18 protein-coding genes are annotated in these 20778 nt (G+C 66.7%); 9 read left to right on the top strand and 9 right to left on the bottom strand.

Annotation, left to right across the window (positions count from 1 at the left end; translation table 11 throughout):
- Positions 1–4 precede the first annotated feature (4 nt).
- The 3 genes from ACH82I_RS16295 (at position 5) to ACH82I_RS16285 (ending at position 4530) form a co-directional block, all read left to right on the top strand.
- Entirely contained in the window at positions 5–2539 is a 2535-nt protein-coding gene (locus ACH82I_RS16295; RefSeq protein ID WP_413334131.1) for an ABC transporter, read from the top strand.
- An 81-nt stretch (positions 2540–2620) separates the two neighbouring features.
- On the top strand, positions 2621–3859 hold the full coding sequence (locus ACH82I_RS16290) for a sensor histidine kinase (RefSeq protein ID WP_413334129.1): 1239 nt from the start codon (positions 2621–2623) through the stop codon (positions 3857–3859).
- A complete protein-coding gene (locus tag ACH82I_RS16285) occupies positions 3856–4530 on the top strand; it encodes a response regulator (RefSeq protein ID WP_413334127.1) in 675 nt (224 codons plus the stop codon). The genes ACH82I_RS16290 and ACH82I_RS16285 overlap by 4 nt, the downstream gene beginning before the upstream one ends.
- Before the next feature lie 13 nt (positions 4531–4543).
- Here ACH82I_RS16285 and ACH82I_RS16280 read toward each other — a convergent pair whose 3' ends face one another.
- Entirely contained in the window at positions 4544–5815 is a 1272-nt protein-coding gene (locus ACH82I_RS16280; protein ID WP_413334125.1) for a class I SAM-dependent methyltransferase, read from the bottom strand.
- 81 nt (positions 5816–5896) lie between these two features.
- Positions 5897–7267: an MFS transporter gene (locus ACH82I_RS16275; protein ID WP_230744916.1), complete on the bottom strand. Its 1371-nt coding sequence runs from the start codon at positions 7265–7267 to the stop codon at positions 5897–5899.
- Positions 7268–7469: 202 nt separating this feature from the next.
- On the opposite strand from ACH82I_RS16275, the gene ACH82I_RS16270 reads away from it, so the two are divergent.
- Positions 7470–7877 (top strand): universal stress protein, encoded by a 408-nt coding sequence (locus ACH82I_RS16270; protein WP_230744915.1) that lies wholly within the window; start codon positions 7470–7472, stop codon positions 7875–7877.
- Positions 7878–8207: 330 nt separating this feature from the next.
- Complete coding sequence (locus ACH82I_RS16265) at positions 8208–9377, top strand: RtcB family protein (protein ID WP_413334122.1); 1170 nt, start codon at positions 8208–8210, stop codon at positions 9375–9377.
- 61 nt (positions 9378–9438) lie between these two features.
- Here the strand turns inward: ACH82I_RS16265 and ACH82I_RS16260 are convergent, their stop codons facing one another.
- The 3 genes from ACH82I_RS16260 to sucC form a co-directional block, all read right to left on the bottom strand.
- A complete protein-coding gene (locus ACH82I_RS16260; RefSeq protein ID WP_413334120.1) occupies positions 9439–10563 on the bottom strand; it encodes a threonine aldolase family protein in 1125 nt (374 codons plus the stop codon).
- A 230-nt stretch (positions 10564–10793) separates the two neighbouring features.
- Positions 10794–11690 (bottom strand): succinate--CoA ligase subunit alpha, encoded by an 897-nt coding sequence (sucD, locus tag ACH82I_RS16255; RefSeq protein ID WP_413334118.1) that lies wholly within the window; start codon positions 11688–11690, stop codon positions 10794–10796.
- Positions 11691–11708: 18 nt separating this feature from the next.
- Positions 11709–12878 (bottom strand): ADP-forming succinate--CoA ligase subunit beta, encoded by a 1170-nt coding sequence (gene sucC / locus ACH82I_RS16250; protein WP_413334117.1) that lies wholly within the window; start codon positions 12876–12878, stop codon positions 11709–11711.
- Positions 12879–13074: 196 nt separating this feature from the next.
- Here sucC and ACH82I_RS16245 point away from each other — a divergent pair, with 196 nt between their 5' ends.
- The 4 genes from ACH82I_RS16245 to ACH82I_RS16230 all read left to right on the top strand — a co-directional run bounded on the left by ACH82I_RS16245 (position 13075) and on the right by ACH82I_RS16230 (position 16512).
- A complete protein-coding gene (locus tag ACH82I_RS16245) occupies positions 13075–13569 on the top strand; it encodes a MarR family winged helix-turn-helix transcriptional regulator (RefSeq protein WP_413334115.1) in 495 nt (164 codons plus the stop codon).
- 82 nt (positions 13570–13651) lie between these two features.
- Positions 13652–14353 (top strand): GNAT family N-acetyltransferase, encoded by a 702-nt coding sequence (locus ACH82I_RS16240; RefSeq protein WP_413334113.1) that lies wholly within the window; start codon positions 13652–13654, stop codon positions 14351–14353.
- 223 nt (positions 14354–14576) lie between these two features.
- The gene (locus ACH82I_RS16235; RefSeq protein ID WP_413334112.1) at positions 14577–15290 is read left to right on the top strand and encodes a hypothetical protein; all 714 of its coding nucleotides are present in this window, start codon (positions 14577–14579) and stop codon (positions 15288–15290) included.
- A 73-nt stretch (positions 15291–15363) separates the two neighbouring features.
- Positions 15364–16512 carry an FAD-dependent monooxygenase gene (locus ACH82I_RS16230; RefSeq protein WP_413334110.1) on the top strand — a complete coding sequence of 383 codons (1149 nt, stop codon included), beginning with the start codon at positions 15364–15366 and terminating at the stop codon, positions 16510–16512.
- Positions 16513–16554: 42 nt separating this feature from the next.
- Here ACH82I_RS16230 and ACH82I_RS16225 read toward each other — a convergent pair whose 3' ends face one another.
- The 4 genes from ACH82I_RS16225 to ACH82I_RS16210 all read right to left on the bottom strand — a co-directional run bounded on the left by ACH82I_RS16225 (position 16555) and on the right by ACH82I_RS16210 (position 20700).
- Positions 16555–17073, bottom strand: coding sequence for a hypothetical protein (locus ACH82I_RS16225; protein ID WP_413334108.1), 519 nt, complete (start codon positions 17071–17073; stop codon positions 16555–16557).
- On the bottom strand, positions 17070–18173 hold the full coding sequence (locus ACH82I_RS16220; RefSeq protein WP_230745180.1) for an adenosine deaminase: 1104 nt from the start codon (positions 18171–18173) through the stop codon (positions 17070–17072). Before ACH82I_RS16220 ends, ACH82I_RS16225 begins: the two co-directional genes overlap by 4 nt.
- A 65-nt stretch (positions 18174–18238) precedes the next feature.
- Positions 18239–19426, bottom strand: coding sequence for a BMP family ABC transporter substrate-binding protein (locus tag ACH82I_RS16215; RefSeq protein ID WP_413334107.1), 1188 nt, complete (start codon positions 19424–19426; stop codon positions 18239–18241).
- Positions 19427–19473: 47 nt separating this feature from the next.
- Positions 19474–20700, bottom strand: a complete 1227-nt coding sequence (locus ACH82I_RS16210) for an amidohydrolase (protein ID WP_413334105.1) — start codon at positions 20698–20700, stop codon at positions 19474–19476.
- Positions 20701–20778 lie beyond the last annotated feature (78 nt).

Here is a 20778-nt window from a genome sequence, read left to right as displayed (position 1 = left end):
AGGCATGACCGAGCAGATCGACATCGTCGGTGCCCATGAGCACAATCTGACCGGCTTCTCGGTCTCCCTCCCCCACCGGCAGCTCATCGGCATCTGCGGAGTGTCCGGCTCGGGAAAGTCGTCGCTGGCCTTCGACACCATCTACGCCGAGGCGCAGCGCCGCTACCTCGAATCCGTCTCCCCCTTCACCCGCCACCTGCTCGGCGCGGTAGCCGCCCCACAGGTCGACCGGATCACCGGCCTGCCGGCGGCGATCGCGGTCAAACAGCTGGTGACGACCCCACCGGAGAACTCGAGCGTCGGCACCCTCTCCCAGGTCTCGGACCTGCTGCGAGTGCTCTTCTCCCGCTTCGGCGACTACCCCGAAGGCCAGGGACGACTGCTCGCCTCGGCGTTCTCCCCGAACACCGTGGAAGGGGCATGTTCGACCTGCGCAGCCAAAGGCAGCATCCACGACATCGACCTCGCCGCGGCGGTGCCCGACGGCTCACTGAGCATCCGCGAAGGCGCGATCGCCGCCTGGCCGGGAGGATGGCTGGGCCGGAACTTCCGACACCTCGTCGAAGCCATGGGCATCGACGTCGACATCCCTTTCGACCGCCTGCCCGAAGAGACCCGAACCTGGCTGCTGACCACCGAGGACACGCCCTCGGTGACGGTCAAGCCCGAAGACATCGCCGACCACGTCGCCCGCGAATACACGGGCAAGTTCCGCAGCGCCCGCCGCTACCTCCTCGACACCATGGTCACCACCGGCAGTGCGACGGTGCGCGAACGCACCGAGGAATTCCTCAGCAACGAGACCTGCCCCGACTGCCACGGCAGCCGCATCAACCCCGCGGCTCTGGCGGTGACCATCGACGGCGCGAACATCGCCGAGGTGGCCGCGCGCAGCCTCACCGATCTGGCCCGGACGGTCCACCACTCGATCACCGCCGATCTCGCGGCCGGGCCCAGCGATGCGAAACGATTCACCGGCGCCGCCGATGAGGCCGCCCAGGTCCTCCTCGACGAACTCGACAAGCGCACGGACGTCATCGAGCGCCTCGGCGTCGGCTACCTGCCGCCCAGCCGCTCGGCGGCGACCCTGTCCCCCGGGGAGCTCCAGCGTCTGCGCCTGGCCGCCCACCTGCACAGCGGCCTGCACGGCATGGTCTACGTCTTCGACGAGCTCTCGACCGGTCTCCACCCCCAGGACACCGATCACCTCTTCACTCACATCGAAGCCCTGCGCGATGCGGGCAACACCGTCATCCTCGTCGAACACGACATGGAGATCGTCCGCCGCTGCGACTGGGTGATCGAACTCGGTCCCGGCGGCGGGGCACAGGGCGGGCAGCTGATGTTCTCCGGTCCCGTCGCGAAGGCACTGGAGGGTGAGAGCTCGACGGCGGTGCGGCTGCGCAATGCCGCCCCGACCGATCCGTGGCGCCCGCCGCAGGACTTCGAGACCTGGGTGCGCTGCGAGGGCCTCTCCGCGAACACCCTCGACGATCTGAACGTGGCCTTCCCCGTCGGCGCGCTGACGACGCTGACCGGAGTCTCCGGGGCCGGAAAGAGTTCGATCCTGCGCTCGGTCGCCGCGCTGGCGCGCCGGTCCGGGGCGGCCCCGCTCGACGGCGACGAAGACGGGCAGGCCGAAGCCCACGCCGAGGACCGCCACGGTCTGGCCGGAGCGGGCGCGAGCGGTCTGACCGGGGCGAGCGCGAGCGGTCTGACCGGGGCGAGCGCGAGCGGGCTCGAGGCCTTCGACCGGGTGGTCAGCTTCGACCAGTCGACGATCGGCCGTTCACCCCGGTCGGTCATCGGCACGTATCTGGGCATCTTCGACAAGATCCGCAGCCTCTTCGCCAAGACCGACCTCGCCCGGACTCGCGGCTTCACCTCCTCCCAGTTCTCCTTCAACACGGCGCGCGGTCGCTGCCCGCGCTGCGAGGGACTGGGGATCATCACCATCGACCTCGTCCACCTGCCCGCGGCCAGCGGCACCTGCCCGGAGTGCGAAGGTCAGCGCTTCACCCCGGAGACCCTCGAGGTGAGAGTCGATGACCTGACGATCGCAGATGTGCTCGGTCTCTCCATCGACGCAGCCGCCTCCGTGTTCGCCGATCGGCTGGGCCTGGAGGCGCATTTCGAGATCCTGCGGAGGGTCGGCCTCGGCGGGCTCCTCCTCGGCCAGACCTCGGCGACACTGTCCGGCGGTGAGGCCCAGCGCCTGCGCCTGGCCGCCGTGATGCGGGCACGGAAGACACGCGAGTCGACACTATTCATCCTCGACGAACCGGCCAACGGTCTCCATCCCGACGATGCTCGGGTGCTCGGGCAGCTGTTCCGTCAGATCGTCGACGAGGGCGATACGATCCTCATCGCCGATCACAACATGGAGCTCGCCGCCGGGTCCGACCGGCTCATCGACATCGGCCCCGGCCCGGGTCCCGAGGGCGGTCGGATCGTCGCCGCCGGCACCCCACGCGAAGTGGCCGCGGCCGGGATCGGTGCGACGGCCGAGGTGCTCAAGGCGCGATTCGACCCGGCCTGAGACTGCGGCTACGTCGAGAAGCGACATCGCCATCCGCCTCGGGGCCTGCCCAAGCCGGTCTCCGATCCCTAAGCTGGTGGGATGGCACCGCGGAGAACCGACATCATCCTGGGCGTGGCAGTCGCGGTCGCGCTCAGCCTCATCATCGCCCTCGCCCAGACCGATGCGGACGCCGCGATCCGACCGCTGTCCTTTGTCTTCGCCGCCGGTTTCGGCGCGATTCTGCTGCTGCGAGGCAGCATGCCCCGAACCGTGGCCGTGCTCAGCGTGCTCGGCACCTTCGCCTACTACAGTCTCGATCTCACCCCCATCGGGGTGGCCCTGCCCGTGGTCGCCGCCCTGTATTCCCTCGCCGAGGTGGGGCTGACCCGGTTTGCTATCATCTCGGGCACCATCGTCGTCGTTGTGGCCACCGCCTTCCGGATCCGCGATGACTCTCTGCCGCTGGGCAGGCTGCTCGGGGCCGAATCGCTGTCGACGATCGCCCTCCTCGCCGCCGCCGTCGCTCTCGGCTATGCCGTGGCCACGCACCGCCGATTCGTCGCCGGGCAGACCGAGGTGCTCCGACTCCAGGACGAGCGGCTGACCCATCAGGCCGATGTCCGCCGGCAGCGCGAACGTGCGGAGATCTCGCGGGACCTCCACGACACCATCGGCCACCGTCTGTCCGTGATCTCCCTCCATGCCAATGTCGGCATCGAGGCGCTCGAGAGCGGCGGCGACGCCGATGCGACTCGCGCAGCGCTTGCCGACGAGGTGCGCCAGAAGAATGCGGCCGAGGCGCTTGAGCGGGTTCGCACCGAGGCCGCCGCCTCGCTGACCGAACTGCGGTCGATAGTCAGGCTGCTGCGCACCGAGGGTGAGGACACCACCATGGCGCTCGACCTCGGCGGCATCGACGTCCTCCTTCAACGCGCTCGCACCGCGGGTCTCCAGGTCGACTCCCGCATCGACGTGAAGACCGGTGAGGTCCCCGCTCCGGTCGAAACCGTCATCGTCCGCATCATTCAGGAGGGCGTCACGAACGTGCTCAGACACGCGAACGCAGAGACGGTCGACGTTGCCGTCAGCGTCAACGGGAACGACGTGCTCGTCACCGTCGTCGACGACGGCGACGGTGACGGTGACGGTGACGGTGACGGTGACGGCAGGGTTGGTGACGGCGGGAATGGTGACTGCCGGGAACCCCAATCCCGCGGATACGGTCTGCCGGGCATGCGCGAGAGGGTCAGGCTGATGGGCGGGCGACTGACCACCTCGGCGCGGCCGGGCCAGGGATTCAGACTCGAAGCCCGAGTGCCGAGGAGGCTGCCGGAATGATCGGGATCATCCTCGTCGACGATCAGGAGCTCGTGCGCACGGGCCTGCGTCAGCTGGCCGTCCACGACGGCGATATCGACGTCCTCGCCGAGGCGGCCGACGGCAGAGCCGGGCTCAGCCACATCCGCCAGCACCGTCCCGACGTCGTGCTCATGGACATTCGCATGACGGTCATGGACGGGATCACCGCGACCAGGGAGATCACGGCGGACCCGGCTCTGTCCGGGGTCAGGGTCATCGTGCTCACTACCTTCGACGATGATGAGGACATCGTCTCGGCGATTGCCGCCGGAGCCAGCGGCTACCTGCTCAAGGACATCTCGCCGACCGAGCTGCGCCGGGCGATCCGCACCGTCGCCGCCGGAGATTCGATGCTCTCACCAGCGGTGACGAACACCGTTCTGAAACGGCTGAGTCAGATGCAGGAACATACCCTGCGCCCCGAGCTCCTCGAGACTCTCACACAGCGCGAACGGGAGGTCCTCACCCGGGTCGGGTGTGGGGAGTCGAATCAGGAGATCGGCGCCCACCTGTTCATCAGCCCGGAGACTGCGCGGACCTACGTGAGCCGACTGCTCGTCAAGCTCGCTGCCCGTGACCGCTCGCAGCTGGTCGTCCTCGCCTACGAATCGGGGCTGGTCGTGCCGGGGGCTGCCGAACCGGAGGTGTGAGACGGGCCTGCGGCTATCCCCGCCGGCTGGCGATGACCGTGAACTTCGAATTCCGGGCCAGCTGCTCGCTGGGGCCGATGAGAGTGTCGAGGCGGTCCCTGTAGCGCAGGTGGGTGTTGAACACGGTGAGCACGCGTCCGCCCTCGGCCAGGTGGGCGGCCGCGGTGCGCATGAGGTCTTCGGCGGTGTCCGTCTCGATCGTCGTTCCCTGGTGGAAGGGCGGGTTGAGGAGGATGAGGTCGAAGGGACCCAGACCGGTCACGGCCGGATCGGAGTCGCCCGCGGCGTCCCCGAGGACGATATCAACGGTGTTCGGCTCCGCCGCGGCAGCGACCTCTGCGGTCGCCTGCGGCTCCACAGCACCGTTGGCTTCCGCTGTCGCCCGCGCCGAGGCGACCGCCGCCCTGGACACATCCACCCCGACTCCCGTGTCCGCCCCGGTGACCTGCAGGGCCGCACTGAGCAGCCAGCCGTTGCCGCAGCCGAGATCGAGCACCGAGTCGGGGGTCAACCCGCCGGCGGCCACCTCGGCGGCCAGGGCCTCGAGCAGCAGCGCCGAACCCTCGTCGTTCTTCACCCCGGAGAAGCAGGCACCATGGGCGCACACCTCGAGCGGCCCGGTGGCCGGGTGGTCGATGCGCCCGGCCTTGGGGAAACGGGACAGGCTCGGTGAGGACAGAGGCCGGCTGCCGATGATCATCCGATGCTTGCCGACTCCGGGTGAGACGTCGACCCGGGCGAAGCCGCGCGCAAGTTCCTTGTTGATCGCTCTGCTCATCGTCTCGCTGCGGCCGATGACGATGAGCGTGGACACGTGCGGTTGGAGGGCGGCGAGGGTCTCGGCCAGGGAGTTCATCGCCTTCGGAGCGTTGACGACCGCCCAGGTCTCGCGGTCTGTCGGTGCAGCCGCGGTCACTCGCGCACCGAGGTCCGAGAGTCGCTCGACCCCCTCGGCGTTGGGGGCGACCTCGGCGACCCTGCGCGCTTCATCGATGCGGTCGTTGTACGTCCTCACCTCGACGAATTCGCTCAGCAGCGCCGACTGCAGGCCCTGGGCGTCATCGACGACGAGGATTTCGTGCGGAACCTCGGCGGCCGCCTCGGCGTCGATGAACATCCCTTCCGTGTCCCGACCCGAGACATCGAGGTCACCGCTGCGGCGGCCGAGCACGTATTCGGCCAGCAGCCGCGCTTGCGGCAGGCCGGGACGGTCGGTAAGATCTGCCGCCAGCTCGCGGCTGCTTTCGGCGGCGGGGGAACCAGGAGGCAGCAGAGAGGCAGGCATCCGAACAGTCTAATCGGACTGGCCGGATGCCTGCCTCCACAGTGCCGATGTCATCGTTCGGCGCGTTCGGATCTCCCCGGTTCAGCCCTTGATGCGCTGGTAGGCCGAGGAGCCGGCGTTGTCGATCGTCGAGTGTTTGCGGTTGTCATGCATGTAGAGCACGGCGACGAAGCTGCCGATCGCGATGATGACGACGTAGAAGGCGAACCAGGGGCCGATGCCGGCGTTGCGGAACCACAGGGCGACGTACTCGGCCGATCCGCCGAAGAGGGAGTTGCCGATCGCATAGGTGAAGCCGACGCCGATGCCGCGGATGTGGGCGGGGAACATCTCGGCCTTGACGATGCCGGAGATCGAGGTGTACATGCTGATGAACGCCATCGCGACGACGATGAGGATGCCGGCGGTGACGATGGACTCGGCCTTGCCGATCATGTTCAGCAGCGGGATCGGCAGGGCGATCATGCCGATGACGAAGATGAGCATGTTGTTCTTGCGCCCGATCTTGTCCGAGATCTTACCGGCGATGGGCTGCATGACGATGAAGATGAGCAGGCAGATGGTCATCAGGTCGGCGATCGAGCCCTTGTTGAAGATCTCTTCGCCGGGGGTGCCTTCGTTCTGCAGCAGCAGGTACTTCTGCATGTAGGTGGTGAAGACGTAGAAGACGAGCGAGCCGACGCAGGTGATGCCGAGGACGACGAAGAACGCCCGCGGGTGGCGCAGCACCTCGCGGAAGCTGCCCGAGTTCTCGTTCTTCCGGGTGTCCGCCGAGGTGGTCTCCGCGAGTCCGCGGCGCAGCCAGAGTGAGACGACGGCGGCAGCGGCGCCGATGACGAACGGCAGTCGCCACCAGCCGGCCTCGATGTCCTCGGTGCCCAGCGTGTGGGTCATGATGACAGCGAGCAGGCTGGCCAGCAGCTGTCCGCCGATGAGGGTGACGTACTGGAAGGAGGAGTAGAAACCGCGCTTTCCTTCGGTGGCGACCTCGGACATGTAGGTGGCGGTGGCACCGTATTCGCCGCCGACGGCCAGGCCCTGGATCATGCGGACGATGAGGAGCAGGATGGCCGCGAACGAACCGACCTGGTCGCTCGTCGGGAGGATCGCCATGCACAGGGATCCGGCGCACATGAGCAGAATCGAGATGAGCATGGAGTTCTTGCGCCCGAGGCGGTCCGCGGCACGGCCGAAGACGTAACCGCCGATGGGGCGCATGAGGAAGCCGACGAAGAAGACACCGGCCGCCTGCATGAGGGAGAGCGCCTGGTTGTCGGCGACGAAGAACTGGTCGGCGAAGTAGACGCTGAAGAAGGCGTAGATGTAGAAGTCGAACCACTCGACGAGGTTGCCCGAGGAGGCCGCGATGATCGACTTCACCGTCTGCCATTCGGACTTCGGAGCCCCCGTGGAGCCGGTTCCGGCGCCGGATGTCTGTCTGTTCTCAGCCACGCGCTGTTCTTCTTTCCCTACGACAAGTTGAGTTTGTGCCGGAGGTAACCATACTCCTTCTCAGCCAGTGCCGACCAATCGTTCAGTAAGCGGTCAGTGACGCGCGGATCCTTCGTCTCGGAGGTGCACCGATGCCACCTGCGACCCGGGTGATGTGCTACTAATTGAGAGTGCTTCGTCCGATGTCGTACCAGGAGAGATCATGACAATTCTCGTCGGTTATTCCCCCTCGCCCGAAGGCAAGGCCGCAGTCGCGTTCGGCATCGAACAGGCTCGCGCCTTCGATGACACCGTGATCGTGCTCAATGCCGGAATCGGCGAGACCCCTGACGAACGCGGTGTGGCGACGAACAAGGACATCGACGAGCTCAAGTCGACCCTGCAGGCCTCCGAGGTCTCCCACGAGATCCTCCAGTTCCTCCGCGGAAATGATCCCGTCGAAGAGCTTCTGGCCCTCGCCGAGGCGGCCGACGACACCCGTATGATCGTCATCGGATCGCGTCGCCGCTCCCCCGTCGGCAAACTCATCATGGGTTCGACCGCTCAGCGCATCATCCTCGACTCCGAAGTCCCCGTCGTCTCGGTCAAGGCCGACCGGAAGAAGAAGTAGGGCCCGCAGAAGCTGCGTCCACGCGGGCGCAGTTGGTGTATAGTCGAGACTTCCGCGTCAACTGACGCGGAGGCTGCGCCGCCTCGGTGCAGTGAATAGACACGAAGGAATCAACCGATGGACGTTTTCGCCGCAGTGCGCGAACTTCGCGGATCGAAGCAATTCGAATCCGCTCATCAGTCGACCCTTCGGTGGCGCGACATCTGACCCTGCGCAAGTCAGCTGCCCCGCACCGCTCATAGGTCCGGGGCTTTCTCTTACTCGCTGCCATGGCTTTCCAGTTCTGTGCGATGAGGCATTCGGACCCGTACAGAATGTAAGGAAAGGACAATGGAGAAACTGGACTCACGCCTGATCTCTTGGGCCACCCTTCTCGACGAGAAGACCCTGGAGCAGGCGCACACGACGGCACGGATGCCGTTCATCTACCCGCACCTCGCGCTCATGCCCGATGCCCACCTGGGCAAGGGCGCGACCGTCGGGTCGGTGATTCCGACGCTCGGGGCGATCATCCCCGCGGCCGTCGGTGTCGACATCGGCTGCGGCATGATCGCGGTCCGCACGCAGTTCACGAAGTCTCAGCTGGTCGACCGTGACCTCGCCGGGCTGCGTGAGGCGATCGAGCGGGCGGTGCCGACCTCGGCCGGTGCCGACAATCGGAAGATCGTCGGCACCGCGGCCCCGCGCATCGCCGAACTCGAGGAGCTGGCGGACAAGGCCGGCTTCGACCCGGCGGGCTATGCCGGACGCTGGAGACACCAGCTCGGTTCCCTCGGGTCAGGCAATCACTTCATCGAGGTCTCCGTCGACGAGGGCGACCGGGTGTGGATGTTCCTCCACTCGGGTTCGCGCGGCATCGGCAACAAGATCGCCACGCACCACATCAAGGTCGCGACAAGACTGTGCAAGCAGTGGTGGATCGATCTGCCCGATCGGGATCTCGCCTACCTCGTCGAGGGCACCCCGGAGTTCACCGCCTACATCAGAGCGCTGAAGTGGGCGCAGCGCTTCGCCCTGCTCAACCGCGAGGAGATGATGGATCGGGTGGCCAGGCAGCTGTCAGAGACGATGGGCGAGGCTGTCGTCGAAGCCGAGCGCATCAACTGCCACCACAACTTCACCCAGTCGGAGACCCACTTCGGCAAGCGTGTGTGGGTGTCACGGAAGGGTGCGATCGAGGCCGAGAAGGGCAGGCTCGGGCTCATCCCCGGGTCGATGGGCACCGCGTCCTATGTTGTGGCCGGCAAGGGCGATCCCGTGTCGCTGAACTCCTCACCGCACGGTGCGGGTCGGCAGTATTCTAGGACGGCGGCCCGGAAGACGTTCACGATCGAGCAGCTGCGCACGGCGATGGACGGCATCGAGTACAGGGACACCGATGCCTTCATCGATGAGATCCCGCAGGCGTACAAGCCGATCGATCAGGTGATGGCAGATGCGGCGCCGCTGGTCGAGATCAGACACACGCTGCGGCAGCTCGTCAACGTCAAGGGAGACTGACCGTTCCCAAGCCGCCGGCTGGCGCTCGGGCCCGTCCTGAAGCTGGGACCAGGACCGAGCGTCAGTCGCCGGCGATCGCGGCAACGAGGGCATCGACGTCCTCGGCAGTCGTGTCGAAGGCGCACATGAGGCGCACGATGCCGCGTTCCATGGGCCAGTCCGCGAAGGCGAATCGCTGCCGCGCCCGCGCCGCCACCTCGGCGGGCATACGGACGAAGACGACGTTCGACTCGATCTTCTGCACCACCGACAGTCCGGGGATACGGCCGGCGGCCTCCACCTCGGCGAGGGATTCGGCCAGTCTCTGAGCCATGGCGTTGGCGTGGTTCGCCGAGGTCCGCCACAAGTCACCATCGTAGAGGGCGCCCAGCTGGGCGGAGAGGAAGCGCATCTTCGAGGCCAGCTGCAGGTTCATCTTCCGCAGGAAGCGCATGCCCTGGCCGATCTGGGGATTGAGGACGACGATCGCCTCGGCGCCGAGGAGTCCGTTCTTCGTCCCGCCGAGGCTGATGATGTCGACGCCGGTCGCGGTGGTCAGCGATCCGAGCTCCGTATCGAGGTAGGCGGCGGCATTGCCCAGCCGAGAGCCGTCGACGTGGACGATCATGCCTTGGTCGTGGGCGAAGTCGGCGATCTGACTGATCTCCGCCGGCGTGTAGGTCGTGCCCCATTCGGTCGATTCTGAGATGCTCACGGCCAGCGGCTGAGCGTTGTGCTCGTTGCCGCGGCCGAGGACGGCGCCCTCGATGATCTCGGGTGTGAGCTTCCCGTCGGGGGTGGACGCACCGATGATCTTGAGTCCCCCGACCTTCTCCGGGGCTCCGGTCTCGTCGTAATTGATGTGCGCGGATTCGGCGGTGATGACGGCCGCCCACCTGGGCAGCGCCGACTGCAGGGCCAGCACATTGGCGCCGGTGCCGTTGAAGACGGGGAAGGAGTCTGCATCGGGGCCGAAGTGCCCCCTCATCACCTCGTGGAACCGTGCCGTCCAAGGGTCGCCGCCGTAGCCGGGGGTGTGACCGACATTGGCCTCGGCGATCGCGGCGATGACTTCGGGGTGGGCGCCGGCCCAGTTGTCCGAGCCGAAGTTGCGGGGGTGCGCCTCCGGGGTCGGGTCGACGGCCGGTGTCGTGGTCTTGGGTTCGCCGCCGCTGGGCTGCGCTGTTGTCTGTGTGTCCTCATTCACAGCTTCAGCGTAGCGCCACTTCGCCGATCGCCGGTCACCACGGTCAAAGACCGGTCAGTTTCACCCTGATCCGTTCCCGCACCTCGGCGGGGTCGAAGCCTGCGGACATACAAACGCGCGGTCAAAGTGCAATTGTCCAGAAAGAGTCCTGCACATTGTCACTTTGACCGCGCGGTTACTGCGAACGTTCAGCTGTCGCCGAGCGCGCCGCTATGCGGTGAGGGCTGACCTCAGGCGAGGAGTTCGCGCATGAGCTCGGCGGTCTCGGTCGGGGTCTTGCCGACCTTGACGCCGGCAGCTTCGAGCGCTTCCTTCTTCGCCGCTGCGGTTCCCGAGGAGCCGGAGACGATGGCGCCGGCGTGGCCCATGGTCTTGCCTTCGGGAGCGGTGAAGCCTGCGACGTAGCCGACGACGGGCTTCGACACATTGTCCTTGATGTAGGCGGCGGCACGCTCTTCGGCGTCTCCGCCGATCTCGCCGATCATCACGATGGCTTCGGTCTCGGGATCGTTCTCGAAGGCCTCGAGGGCATCGATGTGCGTGGTGCCGATGACCGGGTCGCCGCCGATGCCGATGGCGGTGGAGAAGCCGAGGTCACGCAGCTCGTACATCATCTGGTAGGTCAGCGTGCCGGACTTGGAGACCAGTCCGAGCTTGCCCTTCTTCGTGATGTTGGCGGGGATGATGCCGGCCAGCGAAGCCTCGGGTGAGATGATGCCCGGGCAGTTGGGTCCGATGATGCGGGTCGCATTGTCTGCGGCCTGCGCACGGGCCCACACCTCGGCGGCGTCCTGGACCGGAATGCCCTCGGTGATGATGACGAGCAGACCGATCTTGGCGTCGATGGCTTCGATGGCCGCATCCTTGGAGAAGGCCGGCGGCACGAAGGCCACGGACACATCGGCGCCGGTGGCTTCCATCGCTTCGGAGACCGAACCGAAGACAGGCAGCTCAACCTCGTTGCCGTCCTTGTCAGTGTGCGTCACGGTGGTGCCGGCCTTGCGAGCGTTGACACCGCCGACGACGTTCGAGCCGGCTGCGAGCATGCGCGCAGTGTGCTTGGTGCCCTCGCCGCCGGTGATGCCCTGGACGATGATCTTCGAATCGGAATTCAGGAAGATAGACATTGGTGTAAAGACCTTTCCTTACTTGGCAGCAGCCAGTTCGGCGGCCTTGTCGGCTCCACCGTCCATGGTGTCGGTCAGGGTGACGAGCGGGTGAGCGGCCTTCTCGAGGATGGCCCGACCTTCTTCGACGTTGTTGCCGTCGAGGCGGACGACGAGCGGCTTCGTGGCCTGATCACCGAGGATCTCGAGGGCCTTGACGATGCCGTCGGCCACTGCGTCACACGCGGTGATGCCGCCGAAGACGTTGACGAAGACGGACTTCACTTGGTCATCACCGAGGATGACGTCGAGTCCGTTGGCCATGACCTCGGCAGAGGCGCCGCCGCCGATGTCGAGGAAGTTCGCGGGCTTGACGTTGTCGTGGTTCTCACCGGCATAGGCGACGACGTCGAGGGTCGACATGACGAGTCCTGCACCGTTGCCGATGATTCCGACCTCACCGTCGAGCTTGACGTAGTTGAGGTCGAGCTTCTTGGCCTTGAGCTCGAGGGGGTTCTCCGCGCTGATGTCGCGCAGCTCCTCGTGCTCGGGGTGTCGGAAGTCGGCGTTCTCATCGAGAGAGACCTTTCCGTCTAGGGCGAGGATGTCACCGGCACCGGTCTTGACCAGCGGGTTGACCTCGACGAGGGTGGCGTCCTCGGACTCGAAGACGGTCCACAGGCTCGACAGAACGGGAGCGACCTTCGCAGCGGTGTCGGCATCGAAGCCGGCGGCCTCGGCGATCTCTTCGGCCTTCACGGCGTCGATTCCATCGATGGCTGAGACTGGGATCTTGGCGAGCGCTTCCGGGCGTTCCACGGCGAGCTGCTCGATCTCCATTCCGCCTTCCTTGGAGCACATGGCCAGGTAGGTGCGGTTGGAACGGTCGAGCAGGACGGAGAAGTAGTACTCTTCGGCGATGTCCGCACCTTCGGCGATCATCACCTTCTCGGTGATGTGGCCCTTGATGTCGAGGCCGAGGATGTCCTTGGCGCGGGCTTCTGCCTCATCGGGGTTCTTCGCGACCTTGACGCCGCCGGCCTTGCCGCGGCCGCCGATCTTGACCTGAGACTTGACGACGACGACTCCGCCGCCAAGTTCTTCGGCTGCCTTCTTCGCTTCTTCTGGTGTCGTCGCGACCTGGGCCTTGAGCACGGGCACTCCGTGCTTCTCGAACAGGTCACGTGCTTGATACTCGAAAAGATCCACGTGTATTCCTTCGTTTCTGCTGCCGGGTCTTTTGGCCCCGCAGGTTCGTTGACGGATGCAACAACCACGCACCACCTTATTCCCAAAGGCACCCGAGCTTCCAAATGTGCTGATCAAATCCTGGAAGGAGTAAGGAATCTCTCGTCAATAAGTATCTTTGGCGTCAAGATTCTTGATCTGGACGTAAAATCGGATCATGGACGAGGTCGATCGAATAGTCGCAGCGTGGCGTCACGAGCGCCCCGATCTCGATGTCTCACCGATGGAGATCCTCTCCCGGGTCTCGCGTCTGTCCCGGCAGCTGGATCTGGCCCGGAAGACGAGCTTCACCGATTACGGCATCGAGGGGTGGGCCTTCGATGTGCTCTCCGCTCTCCGTCGCTCCGGGGAGCCCTACCAGCTCTCGCCGTCGACGCTGCTCCAGGAGACCCTCGTGACCAGCGGCACCATGACCAACCGCATCGACCGACTCGTCACTCGCGACTGGGTCGAACGTCTGCCCGATCCAGGGGATCGCCGAGGCGTGCTCGTCCGGCTGACCGCATCGGGTCGCGCCACGGTCGACTCGGCTCTGGCCGATCTGCTCGTCAAGGAGCGCGAAATCCTCGACGGTCTGACCCCGGCCGGTCGACGCAAGCTCGCGTCCCTGCTGCGCGAGCTCTCCACCGGCTTCGACAGCGACGAGGGCTGACGGCACGAGCGGCTGCCGTGGCAGCGGGGCACCGGTTCCGCACCACGGACGAAAGACGGCACCTTCGACGAAAGGACGGACGATGACCGACACCAGCAAGGACGGCGAGCTCGGCACCTGGACCGGGGTTAAGCCACCTCGGCGCGAGACGATCCACGGTCGCTATGTCGACCTCGAACCTCTCGATGAGGCCCAACACGGCGACGCCCTCTTCGCCGCGACCTCCGCCGAAGGCGTCGAGGACCGATTCCGCTACCTGCCCGAAGAACCGCAGGCGCGGCGTGAGGATTTCGATCCCTGGATCGCCGAGGCGGCCGCCTCCCCCGATCCCCTGTTCTTCGCCGTCGTCGACCGTGCCACCGGACGCGCCGAGGGACGCCAGGCGCTCATGCGCATCGACGCGGTCAACGGGGTCATCGAGATCGGCAACATCCTGTGGGGTCCGGCCCTGTCGCGGACCCGCGCGGCCACCGAGGCCCTGTTCCTCTCCGCCGATCTCGCCTTCTCCACCGGCTATCGCCGCTTCGAATGGAAGTGCAACGATGAGAACGTCCCCTCGAAACGGGCCGCCGAACGCTTCGGCTTCACCTTCGAAGGACTCTTCCGCCGGCACATGATCGTCAAAGGCCGCAACCGGGACACCGCATGGTTCTCGATCATCGACTCCGAATGGCCGGCCCTGCGCGCCGCCTACCTTGAGTGGCTCGACGAGGCGAACTTCGACGAGGCCGGAGTACAGAAGGCGGGCCTGCGCGAACTCATCGCCGCGCACCGCGACTCCTGAACCGCCTCGGTCCCGCCCACGCATCGGTCGGGCCGGTCCAGCGCGTCGGATCCGCCCACGCCACTGGCCGTTCCGGACTCAGCGCGTCCGATCGCTGTGGTCCAAGCGCGTCGGATCAGCCCTGTCTCAGCGCGTCCGCCGAGGCCCGAGGGCTCGCGACCTTTAGTCTGAGAAGAGGATCCGCGGATCCCGGTCACCGCCCCCGACGATCACTCGAGGAACCATGCGACTTCGCCCCTTTGCCCTTCTGTCCGCCGCCGCGCTGCTGGCCACGACGACGGCCTGTGTGTCGACCGGCGAGGACACCCGCCCCCAGCCGCGTCCGTCCGTGAGCGAGGAGGAGGTCACCCCGATCGCCACTCCGGACGACGCCCCCGAAGTCTCCGTCGTCGACTCCTCCCCCGGCGGTGCGAAGGAGACCGATCCGCTGTGGCAGGGCCTCGCCGAGGCGGCCGAGAAGAAGACCGAGGCCTACCTCAAGGTCTACGTCCACTCGGGCAACCCCGAGGTTCCCGACTTCGGTCAGATGACCGTGACCGCGGACTCCCCGGACAGCGTCAGCGTCACCGTCGATGCCGAGAACGTCGATGCCGACAAGTCCCCGTTCCTGCTCATCCACGGCACCTTCGAGGTCGAGGAGATCGGCGGCTCGGCATACACACTGACCACCGTCGACGACGAGGACATTCCCGAACTCGACCCGAAGAGCCCCGATGACGAGGCGCGGTGCACGGCCGACGACGCCCAGGACCGGATCTCACTGGCCGCCGACGACCTCGCCGATGATCCCGATAAGCGCGAAGACTTCCGGGCACAGTGGGGCGGATCACCCCAGGTCTGGTGGGGCATCCAGATGACGGCGATCAGCCTCGGCGAAGAGGGCGAAGTCGCCGGCGACTTCCTCACCGAGGCCTGCGGAGAATACCTGCAGCAGTAGCTCTGGCATCGCCTGCGAGCAGGCGACATGGCGCAGTCGCGGACCGAGACACCACAGCACCGGAGGTGAGGGCATGAGGATCGGCATCGTCGGAGCCGGCATCGGAGGTCTCTCCGCGGCCGTCGGACTCCACCGCGCCGGCGCCGAGGTGAGAGTGTTCGAACGCGCCAAGGCGGTCCGTGCAGGAGGCTCGGGACTCTCGATCTTCGCCAACGGACTGACCGCCCTCGACGCCCTGGGACTGCGCGAGGAGTTCGAGACGGTCACCGACAAAAAAGTCGAATCCCTCACGGCGGGACAGAGAAAAACCGATGGCAGCTGGATTGCGCGTCTGCCGAGTGGTTCCGTGGGCGAACTGCGCATCGTCGACCGCGCCGATCTCCACAGGATCCTTCTCGACAACCTCCCCGCTGGCACGGTGCGCACTTCGGCGGAGGTCACCTCGGCGAGTCCCGAGGGAACGCTCACCTTCCGGTACGGACCCGACGAGACCTTCGACCTCACCATCGGCGCCGACGGACTCCACAGTCGGATCCGCGAAGTAGTCGTCGGGCAGGTGCCGATCCGCTACTCGGGGTATTCCGCGTGGCGGGGCATCACCTCGGTGCCGGTGGATCTTGAAGGCGCGGCCGGGGAATCCGTCGGACGCGGTCGCCGCTTCGGGATCGCACCGCTGGCCGATGGCCGTGTGTACTGGTTCGCGGTGGCGAATATGCCCGAGCGCGCCGTGTTCGCCGATGAGAAGGCCACGGTCGAGCAGATGTTCGCCGGCTGGCACTCCCCCATCGCGGACCTCATCGCGGCGACACCCGCCGAGGCGATCGGCCGGACCCCGATCTCCGACCTCGGGGCGCACCTGCCGCGCTTCCACACCGGTCGCATCGTCCTCCTCGGCGATGCCGCCCATGCGATGACGCCGAACCTCGGGCAGGGTGGCGGTCAGGCGCTCGAAGATGCGGCGACTCTCGCGCGGCTGTTGGCCGCCCAGGCTGAATCGGAGCTCGCGGACGAGGACCTTGCCGAGGTGCTATCGCGCTATGACAGGCTGCGCCGGCGTCGGACGCAGTCCATCGCGGCGAAGTCACGACTCCTGGGCACGCTCTTCCAGCTCGAATCCGCACCGCTGATCGCTCTGCGCAACACGCTCATCGGCCTCGCCCCACCGAGGCTCATGGCCGCTGAAGCCGAGCGCGCCCAGCGCTGGGATCCGCCGGAGAGCTGATCCCCTGCGTGCTGATCCTCAGCGTCCCTGCGTCGCGGAAAGTCAGTCGGCCAGGGCCCGGTTGTAGGCGTCGACGACCGGGGGCAGGAAGTAGCCGATGATCACGGCGATCGCGGTGAGCAGGCAACCGAGGCCCAACCACAGGGAGCCGCCGATAACGCTGAGTCCGAAGACGATGACGAGGAGTTCGAAGGCGATCGCCGCGGGCCGCGCCCAACGATGCAGCCGCCATGATCCGCGTGCGGCGGCGGCCACACCGGCCGCGAAGATGAGGAACATGACGGCCAGGCCCAGCAGCGACCCCGCCAGGGAGCCGGTGCCGAAGGCCGTGATGACAAAGGTCACGGCCGAGCCGAGGAGCACGAGGACCTGCACACCGAGGACCGTGACGACGAGCAGCATGGCCCGCGGCGCGGGAACGCCGTGATCATCGGGACCGGCTGAACCGGCTCCCCCTCGACCGGCTCCCCCGGCGCGGCCCGGTCCACCGGTGCCACCGGGGTCCCCAGAGCCACCGGTTCCCCCAGCGCGATCGGCCGAGCCGTTGCCCTTCTGCGTCAAATGTTCACCCGTGCGAATCCGGGGATGAGGATCTCATCGAGCATCCGCTCGCGCACATCGAGCGGCAGGAACGCCGCAGTGATCGCGTTGACGGTGGCCCACTCGAGGTCGGTCTGCGTCCATCCGGCCTCGTCGACGAGGAGGCGCATCTCGCGGGTCACCGAGGTGCCCGACATCAGCCGGTTGTCCGGGTTGATGGTCACGGCGAAGCCGAGGTCTTTCAGGCCGGTAATCGGGTGGGTGGCGATAGTGCCGCCGATGTCGGTCTGCAGGTTTGAGCTCGGGCACAGTTCGAGCGGGATCTGCTGGTCGAGGACCCAGGCCGCCAGGCTGCCCAGCTGTCCTTCGCCTTCGACGATGTCCATGTCCTCGACGATCCTGGCCCCGTGGCCGATGCGCTGGGCATGGCAGATGGTGATCGCCTCGTGAATGGATTCCTTGCCGTCGGCTTCGCCGGCGTGGATCGTCACCGGCACATAGGCCTGGTGCAGGGCGTTGAAGGCCGAGAGGTGTGCCGAGGGCGGGAAGCCCTTCTCCGGGCCGGCGATGTCGAAGCCGACGACGCCGGATTCGGCGCCCTTCTCGCGGTGGCGGATGGCGAGTTCGGCGATCGCCATGGCATTGTCGGCCTGGCGCATGGCCGTGATGATCTGGCCGACGCGGATGAACTTGCCGTCTGCGGACGCCTCGATGACTCCGGCTTCGAGTCCCTCCTGGACGGCATCGACGGCCGCATCGAGGTCGAGTCCGCCTTCGAGGTGCTGTTCAGGTGCCCACCGGGCCTCGGCGTAGAACACGCCGTCGGCCACCTGGTCGAGGACCCATTCCTTGGCCACCCGGGCCAGGCCCTCGCGGGTCTGCATGAGTGCGACCGTGTGGGAGAAGGTCTCAAGGTAGCGGACGAGGTCACCGGAGTTCGCCGATTCGGAGAACCAGCGTCCCAGCGACTCGGCATCACCGGCGGGCAGTTCATGGCCGATCTGCTCGGCCAGTTCGATCATCGTCGCCGGGCGCAGACCGCCGTCGAGGTGATCATGTAGGGAGACTTTGGGCAGCTGCAGGATCGGGTCGTCCGATGCGACGCCGGCGGGAGTATTCATCACCGCCCCAGCTTATCGGATCGCCGGGACATGACAGCGCTGACTTCCCCGCGCCCATGCAATCCTCAGGACTTCTCCGGGTCGATGTCTCCGCTCTTGATCCGCTCGCGCAGATCGGTGATGCTGCGACCGGCGTCGGAGACTCTGCTGAGGAATCCGTCCTCGGCCGCGATCCGGATCCCGCCGTTGTCGATCGTGCCCTCGTAGTGGCGGTCGGCGACGAGGAATCCGCCCAGATCTTCGGGAGTCTGCTTCGAGGCCTCAGCCACCTCGTCGGGGTTCTTGCTCTGCGGCCATTCGGGGAACATGCTGCGCAGGCCGCGCCGGACGTTGGGCTCGATCGTCGCGATGATCGTCTTGCTGAACGCACCCGGAGTGCCGTACCAGATGATCTTCGGCAGGATCGGGTCCGCGTCTTCGCCCTCGTCCTCGTCCGGCTCGGCCGTCGTCTGCTCGAGGCGGGTCTCGGTCGCGGAGTTCACCACGCCCATGGCCGCCGCCGAACCGAACGGCACGAGCACGTCGACCTCGTCATCGTGGGCGGCGTCGAAGAAGTCCCGCCCAGCTCCTTCGGTATCGTCGACCGTCCTGTCGAAGGTCGAGGAGGTACGGTAGGACTTCACCTCCTCAACGTCGTCCTCGGACTCCTTGTTGTAGAGCTCGACCCCGGCATCGAAGGCGGCGAGGATCTTCTCGGCCTGCGGGAATCCGCGGGAGACGACGGCACCGACCTCCCCGGATTCGCTGGCCGTGGCCGCAATGTATCCGGCGATGTAGGCCGGCGGGACGAGGTCGAAGTCGATGCTGAGCACATTGTCCGGGAAGTCCTCATGCCCGCTGGCGACACCGAGGAACACGGAATCGGGGTGGGCCTTGGCATGGGCGCCGAGCTCATCGGCGCCGCCGGGTCCGATGACCGTGGTCAGCGCGCAGTCCTGCCCGTTCATCCGTTTGAGGGCCGCCGAGGTGGCCGAAGAGTTCGAGACGCGCTGACTCGAGGTTGCGGAGAACAGTCCGGCCGAGCGGGCCAGTTCGGTCTCCTCGAGGAGGAGTGCTCCGGCCGAGTGATCGTCGAATCCTGCCGGTGCCGAGATCATGCAGCCGGTGGTCGTCTCCTCGACGGGTTCGGGGGCGGCCACCGAACAGCCGGCCAGGGCCAGCAGGCTCAGCACACTGAGACCTGCACCGAGGCCTGTACCGAGGCCCGCGCCGAGCTTGGCGCCGAGCACCGGCGACGTGACCTTCCTTCTCATGCGTCCAAGATTATCGGCTCAGCCTGAGTGGGCGGTGCGGGGGTGCCTCACGAGCGGTCGAGGACCTTGAGGGCGGTGGCGGTGAAGATGCGGGCCGCGATCTCGACGCTTCTCTCGTCGATGAGCAGATCGCCCTGATGGATGTCGTAGGTGTGGCCGCCGGGAGTGCGGGTGCCCATCCGCACGAGCGCGCCGGGACAGTGAGTGAGGTACCAGGCGAAGTCCTCCCCGCCCATGGACTGCGGAGTCAGCTGGACCGAGTTCTCGCCCAGCTCCTCGCGCACTGCGGTCTCGATGAGCGCCACCTGGTCCTCGGTGTTGACCACCGGTGGCACGCCGCGGCGGTGTTCGAGGTCGACCTCGACGCCGTACGGGCCGGCGATGCGCTCGACCAGCTCGGGCAGCACCTCGGCGACCTGATTCCAGCCGTCCACGTCGAGACAGCGCAGAGTGCCCCGCAGGATCCCCTCGCTGGGCACGACGTTCGCGGCGTGTCCGGCGCTGATCTCACCCCAGACCAGGGAGATCGCATGCCGGGGGTCGATGAGACGCCCCAGGGTCGAGGGCAGATCGGTGGCGAGTTTGCCCAGGGCGTAGACGAGGTCTTCGGTCAGGTGCGGCCGGGAGGTGTGTCCGCCGTGACCAGAGAGGCGGATGATGACGGTGTCTCCGGCTGCGGTGATGGCGCCGATGCGCGAACCGATCCTGCCGACGTCGACGTTCGGATCGCAGTGGACGGCGTAGACCTCGGGGACTTCGTCGAGGACGCCTTGGGAGATCACGCGCAGGGCGCCTCCCGGGGTGACTTCCTCGCCGGGCTGGAAGATCAAACGCACCCGGCCGCCGAGGCCGCCGGGGGTGGTCTCGTGGATCTGCTGCAGCGCGATGCCGGCGCCGACGAGCCCGGTCAGGTGCACATCATGGCCGCAGGCGTGGGCGACCCCGGGCACGGTCGACCGGAACTCCTCGTCGATGAGGTCATCAATGGGCAGGGCGTCGATGTCGGCGCGCAATCCCACCGCGACGGGGCCTTCGCCGACCTCGCAGACGACTCCGGTGCCCTCGAGGCGCTGCGGGTTCAGCCCCGCGGCTTCGAGGCGGGCGACGATCTTGTCGGTCGTCTCGTACTCCTGGAAGGACAGTTCCGGGTGAGCATGGATGTCGCGGCGGAAATCGATGAGCTCGGCACCGATCTCAGCAATTCTCGAGCTGATCACGTCTTGTCCTTCGGTGAGCGCAACGCCGTCGGGGCGAGGGTCGGTCTTCTCAAACATTGGTAGCCATGCTAGGCACTCACCGTCATATTTGGGCGCAATGCGACCAAATTCGACACACAGACGCCGCGTCCCACC

Source organism: Brevibacterium sp. GP-SGM9 (genome assembly GCF_047300845.1).
In the GTDB taxonomy this organism is placed as follows: domain Bacteria; phylum Actinomycetota; class Actinomycetes; order Actinomycetales; family Brevibacteriaceae; genus Brevibacterium.
The sequence above is the reverse complement of the archived record's forward strand: the minus strand, read 5'-3'. Positions and strand labels throughout refer to the sequence as shown.

What these genes read in the sequence shown, in the direction of transcription:
- ACH82I_RS16280 (WP_413334125.1), bottom strand. Translation starts at nt 5,815, where the DNA reads ATGCCTGCCTCTCTGCTGCCTCCTGGTTCCCCCGCCGCCGAAAGCAGC.
- ACH82I_RS16220 (WP_230745180.1), bottom strand. Translation starts at nt 18,173, where the DNA reads ATGAATACTCCCGCCGGCGTCGCATCGGACGACCCGATCCTGCAGCTG.
- ACH82I_RS16215 (WP_413334107.1), bottom strand. Translation starts at nt 19,426, where the DNA reads ATGAGAAGGAAGGTCACGTCGCCGGTGCTCGGCGCCAAGCTCGGCGCG.
- ACH82I_RS16240 (WP_413334113.1), top strand. Translation starts at nt 13,652, where the DNA reads ATGACCGACACCAGCAAGGACGGCGAGCTCGGCACCTGGACCGGGGTT.
- ACH82I_RS16295 (WP_413334131.1), top strand. Translation starts at nt 5, where the DNA reads ATGACCGAGCAGATCGACATCGTCGGTGCCCATGAGCACAATCTGACC.
- ACH82I_RS16210 (WP_413334105.1), bottom strand. Translation starts at nt 20,700, where the DNA reads ATGTTTGAGAAGACCGACCCTCGCCCCGACGGCGTTGCGCTCACCGAA.
- sucD (WP_413334118.1), bottom strand. Translation starts at nt 11,690, where the DNA reads ATGTCTATCTTCCTGAATTCCGATTCGAAGATCATCGTCCAGGGCATC.
- ACH82I_RS16230 (WP_413334110.1), top strand. Translation starts at nt 15,364, where the DNA reads ATGAGGATCGGCATCGTCGGAGCCGGCATCGGAGGTCTCTCCGCGGCC.
- ACH82I_RS16235 (WP_413334112.1), top strand. Translation starts at nt 14,577, where the DNA reads ATGCGACTTCGCCCCTTTGCCCTTCTGTCCGCCGCCGCGCTGCTGGCC.
- ACH82I_RS16265 (WP_413334122.1), top strand. Translation starts at nt 8,208, where the DNA reads ATGGAGAAACTGGACTCACGCCTGATCTCTTGGGCCACCCTTCTCGAC.
- ACH82I_RS16245 (WP_413334115.1), top strand. Translation starts at nt 13,075, where the DNA reads ATGGACGAGGTCGATCGAATAGTCGCAGCGTGGCGTCACGAGCGCCCC.
- ACH82I_RS16285 (WP_413334127.1), top strand. Translation starts at nt 3,856, where the DNA reads ATGATCGGGATCATCCTCGTCGACGATCAGGAGCTCGTGCGCACGGGC.
- ACH82I_RS16290 (WP_413334129.1), top strand. Translation starts at nt 2,621, where the DNA reads ATGGCACCGCGGAGAACCGACATCATCCTGGGCGTGGCAGTCGCGGTC.
- ACH82I_RS16270 (WP_230744915.1), top strand. Translation starts at nt 7,470, where the DNA reads ATGACAATTCTCGTCGGTTATTCCCCCTCGCCCGAAGGCAAGGCCGCA.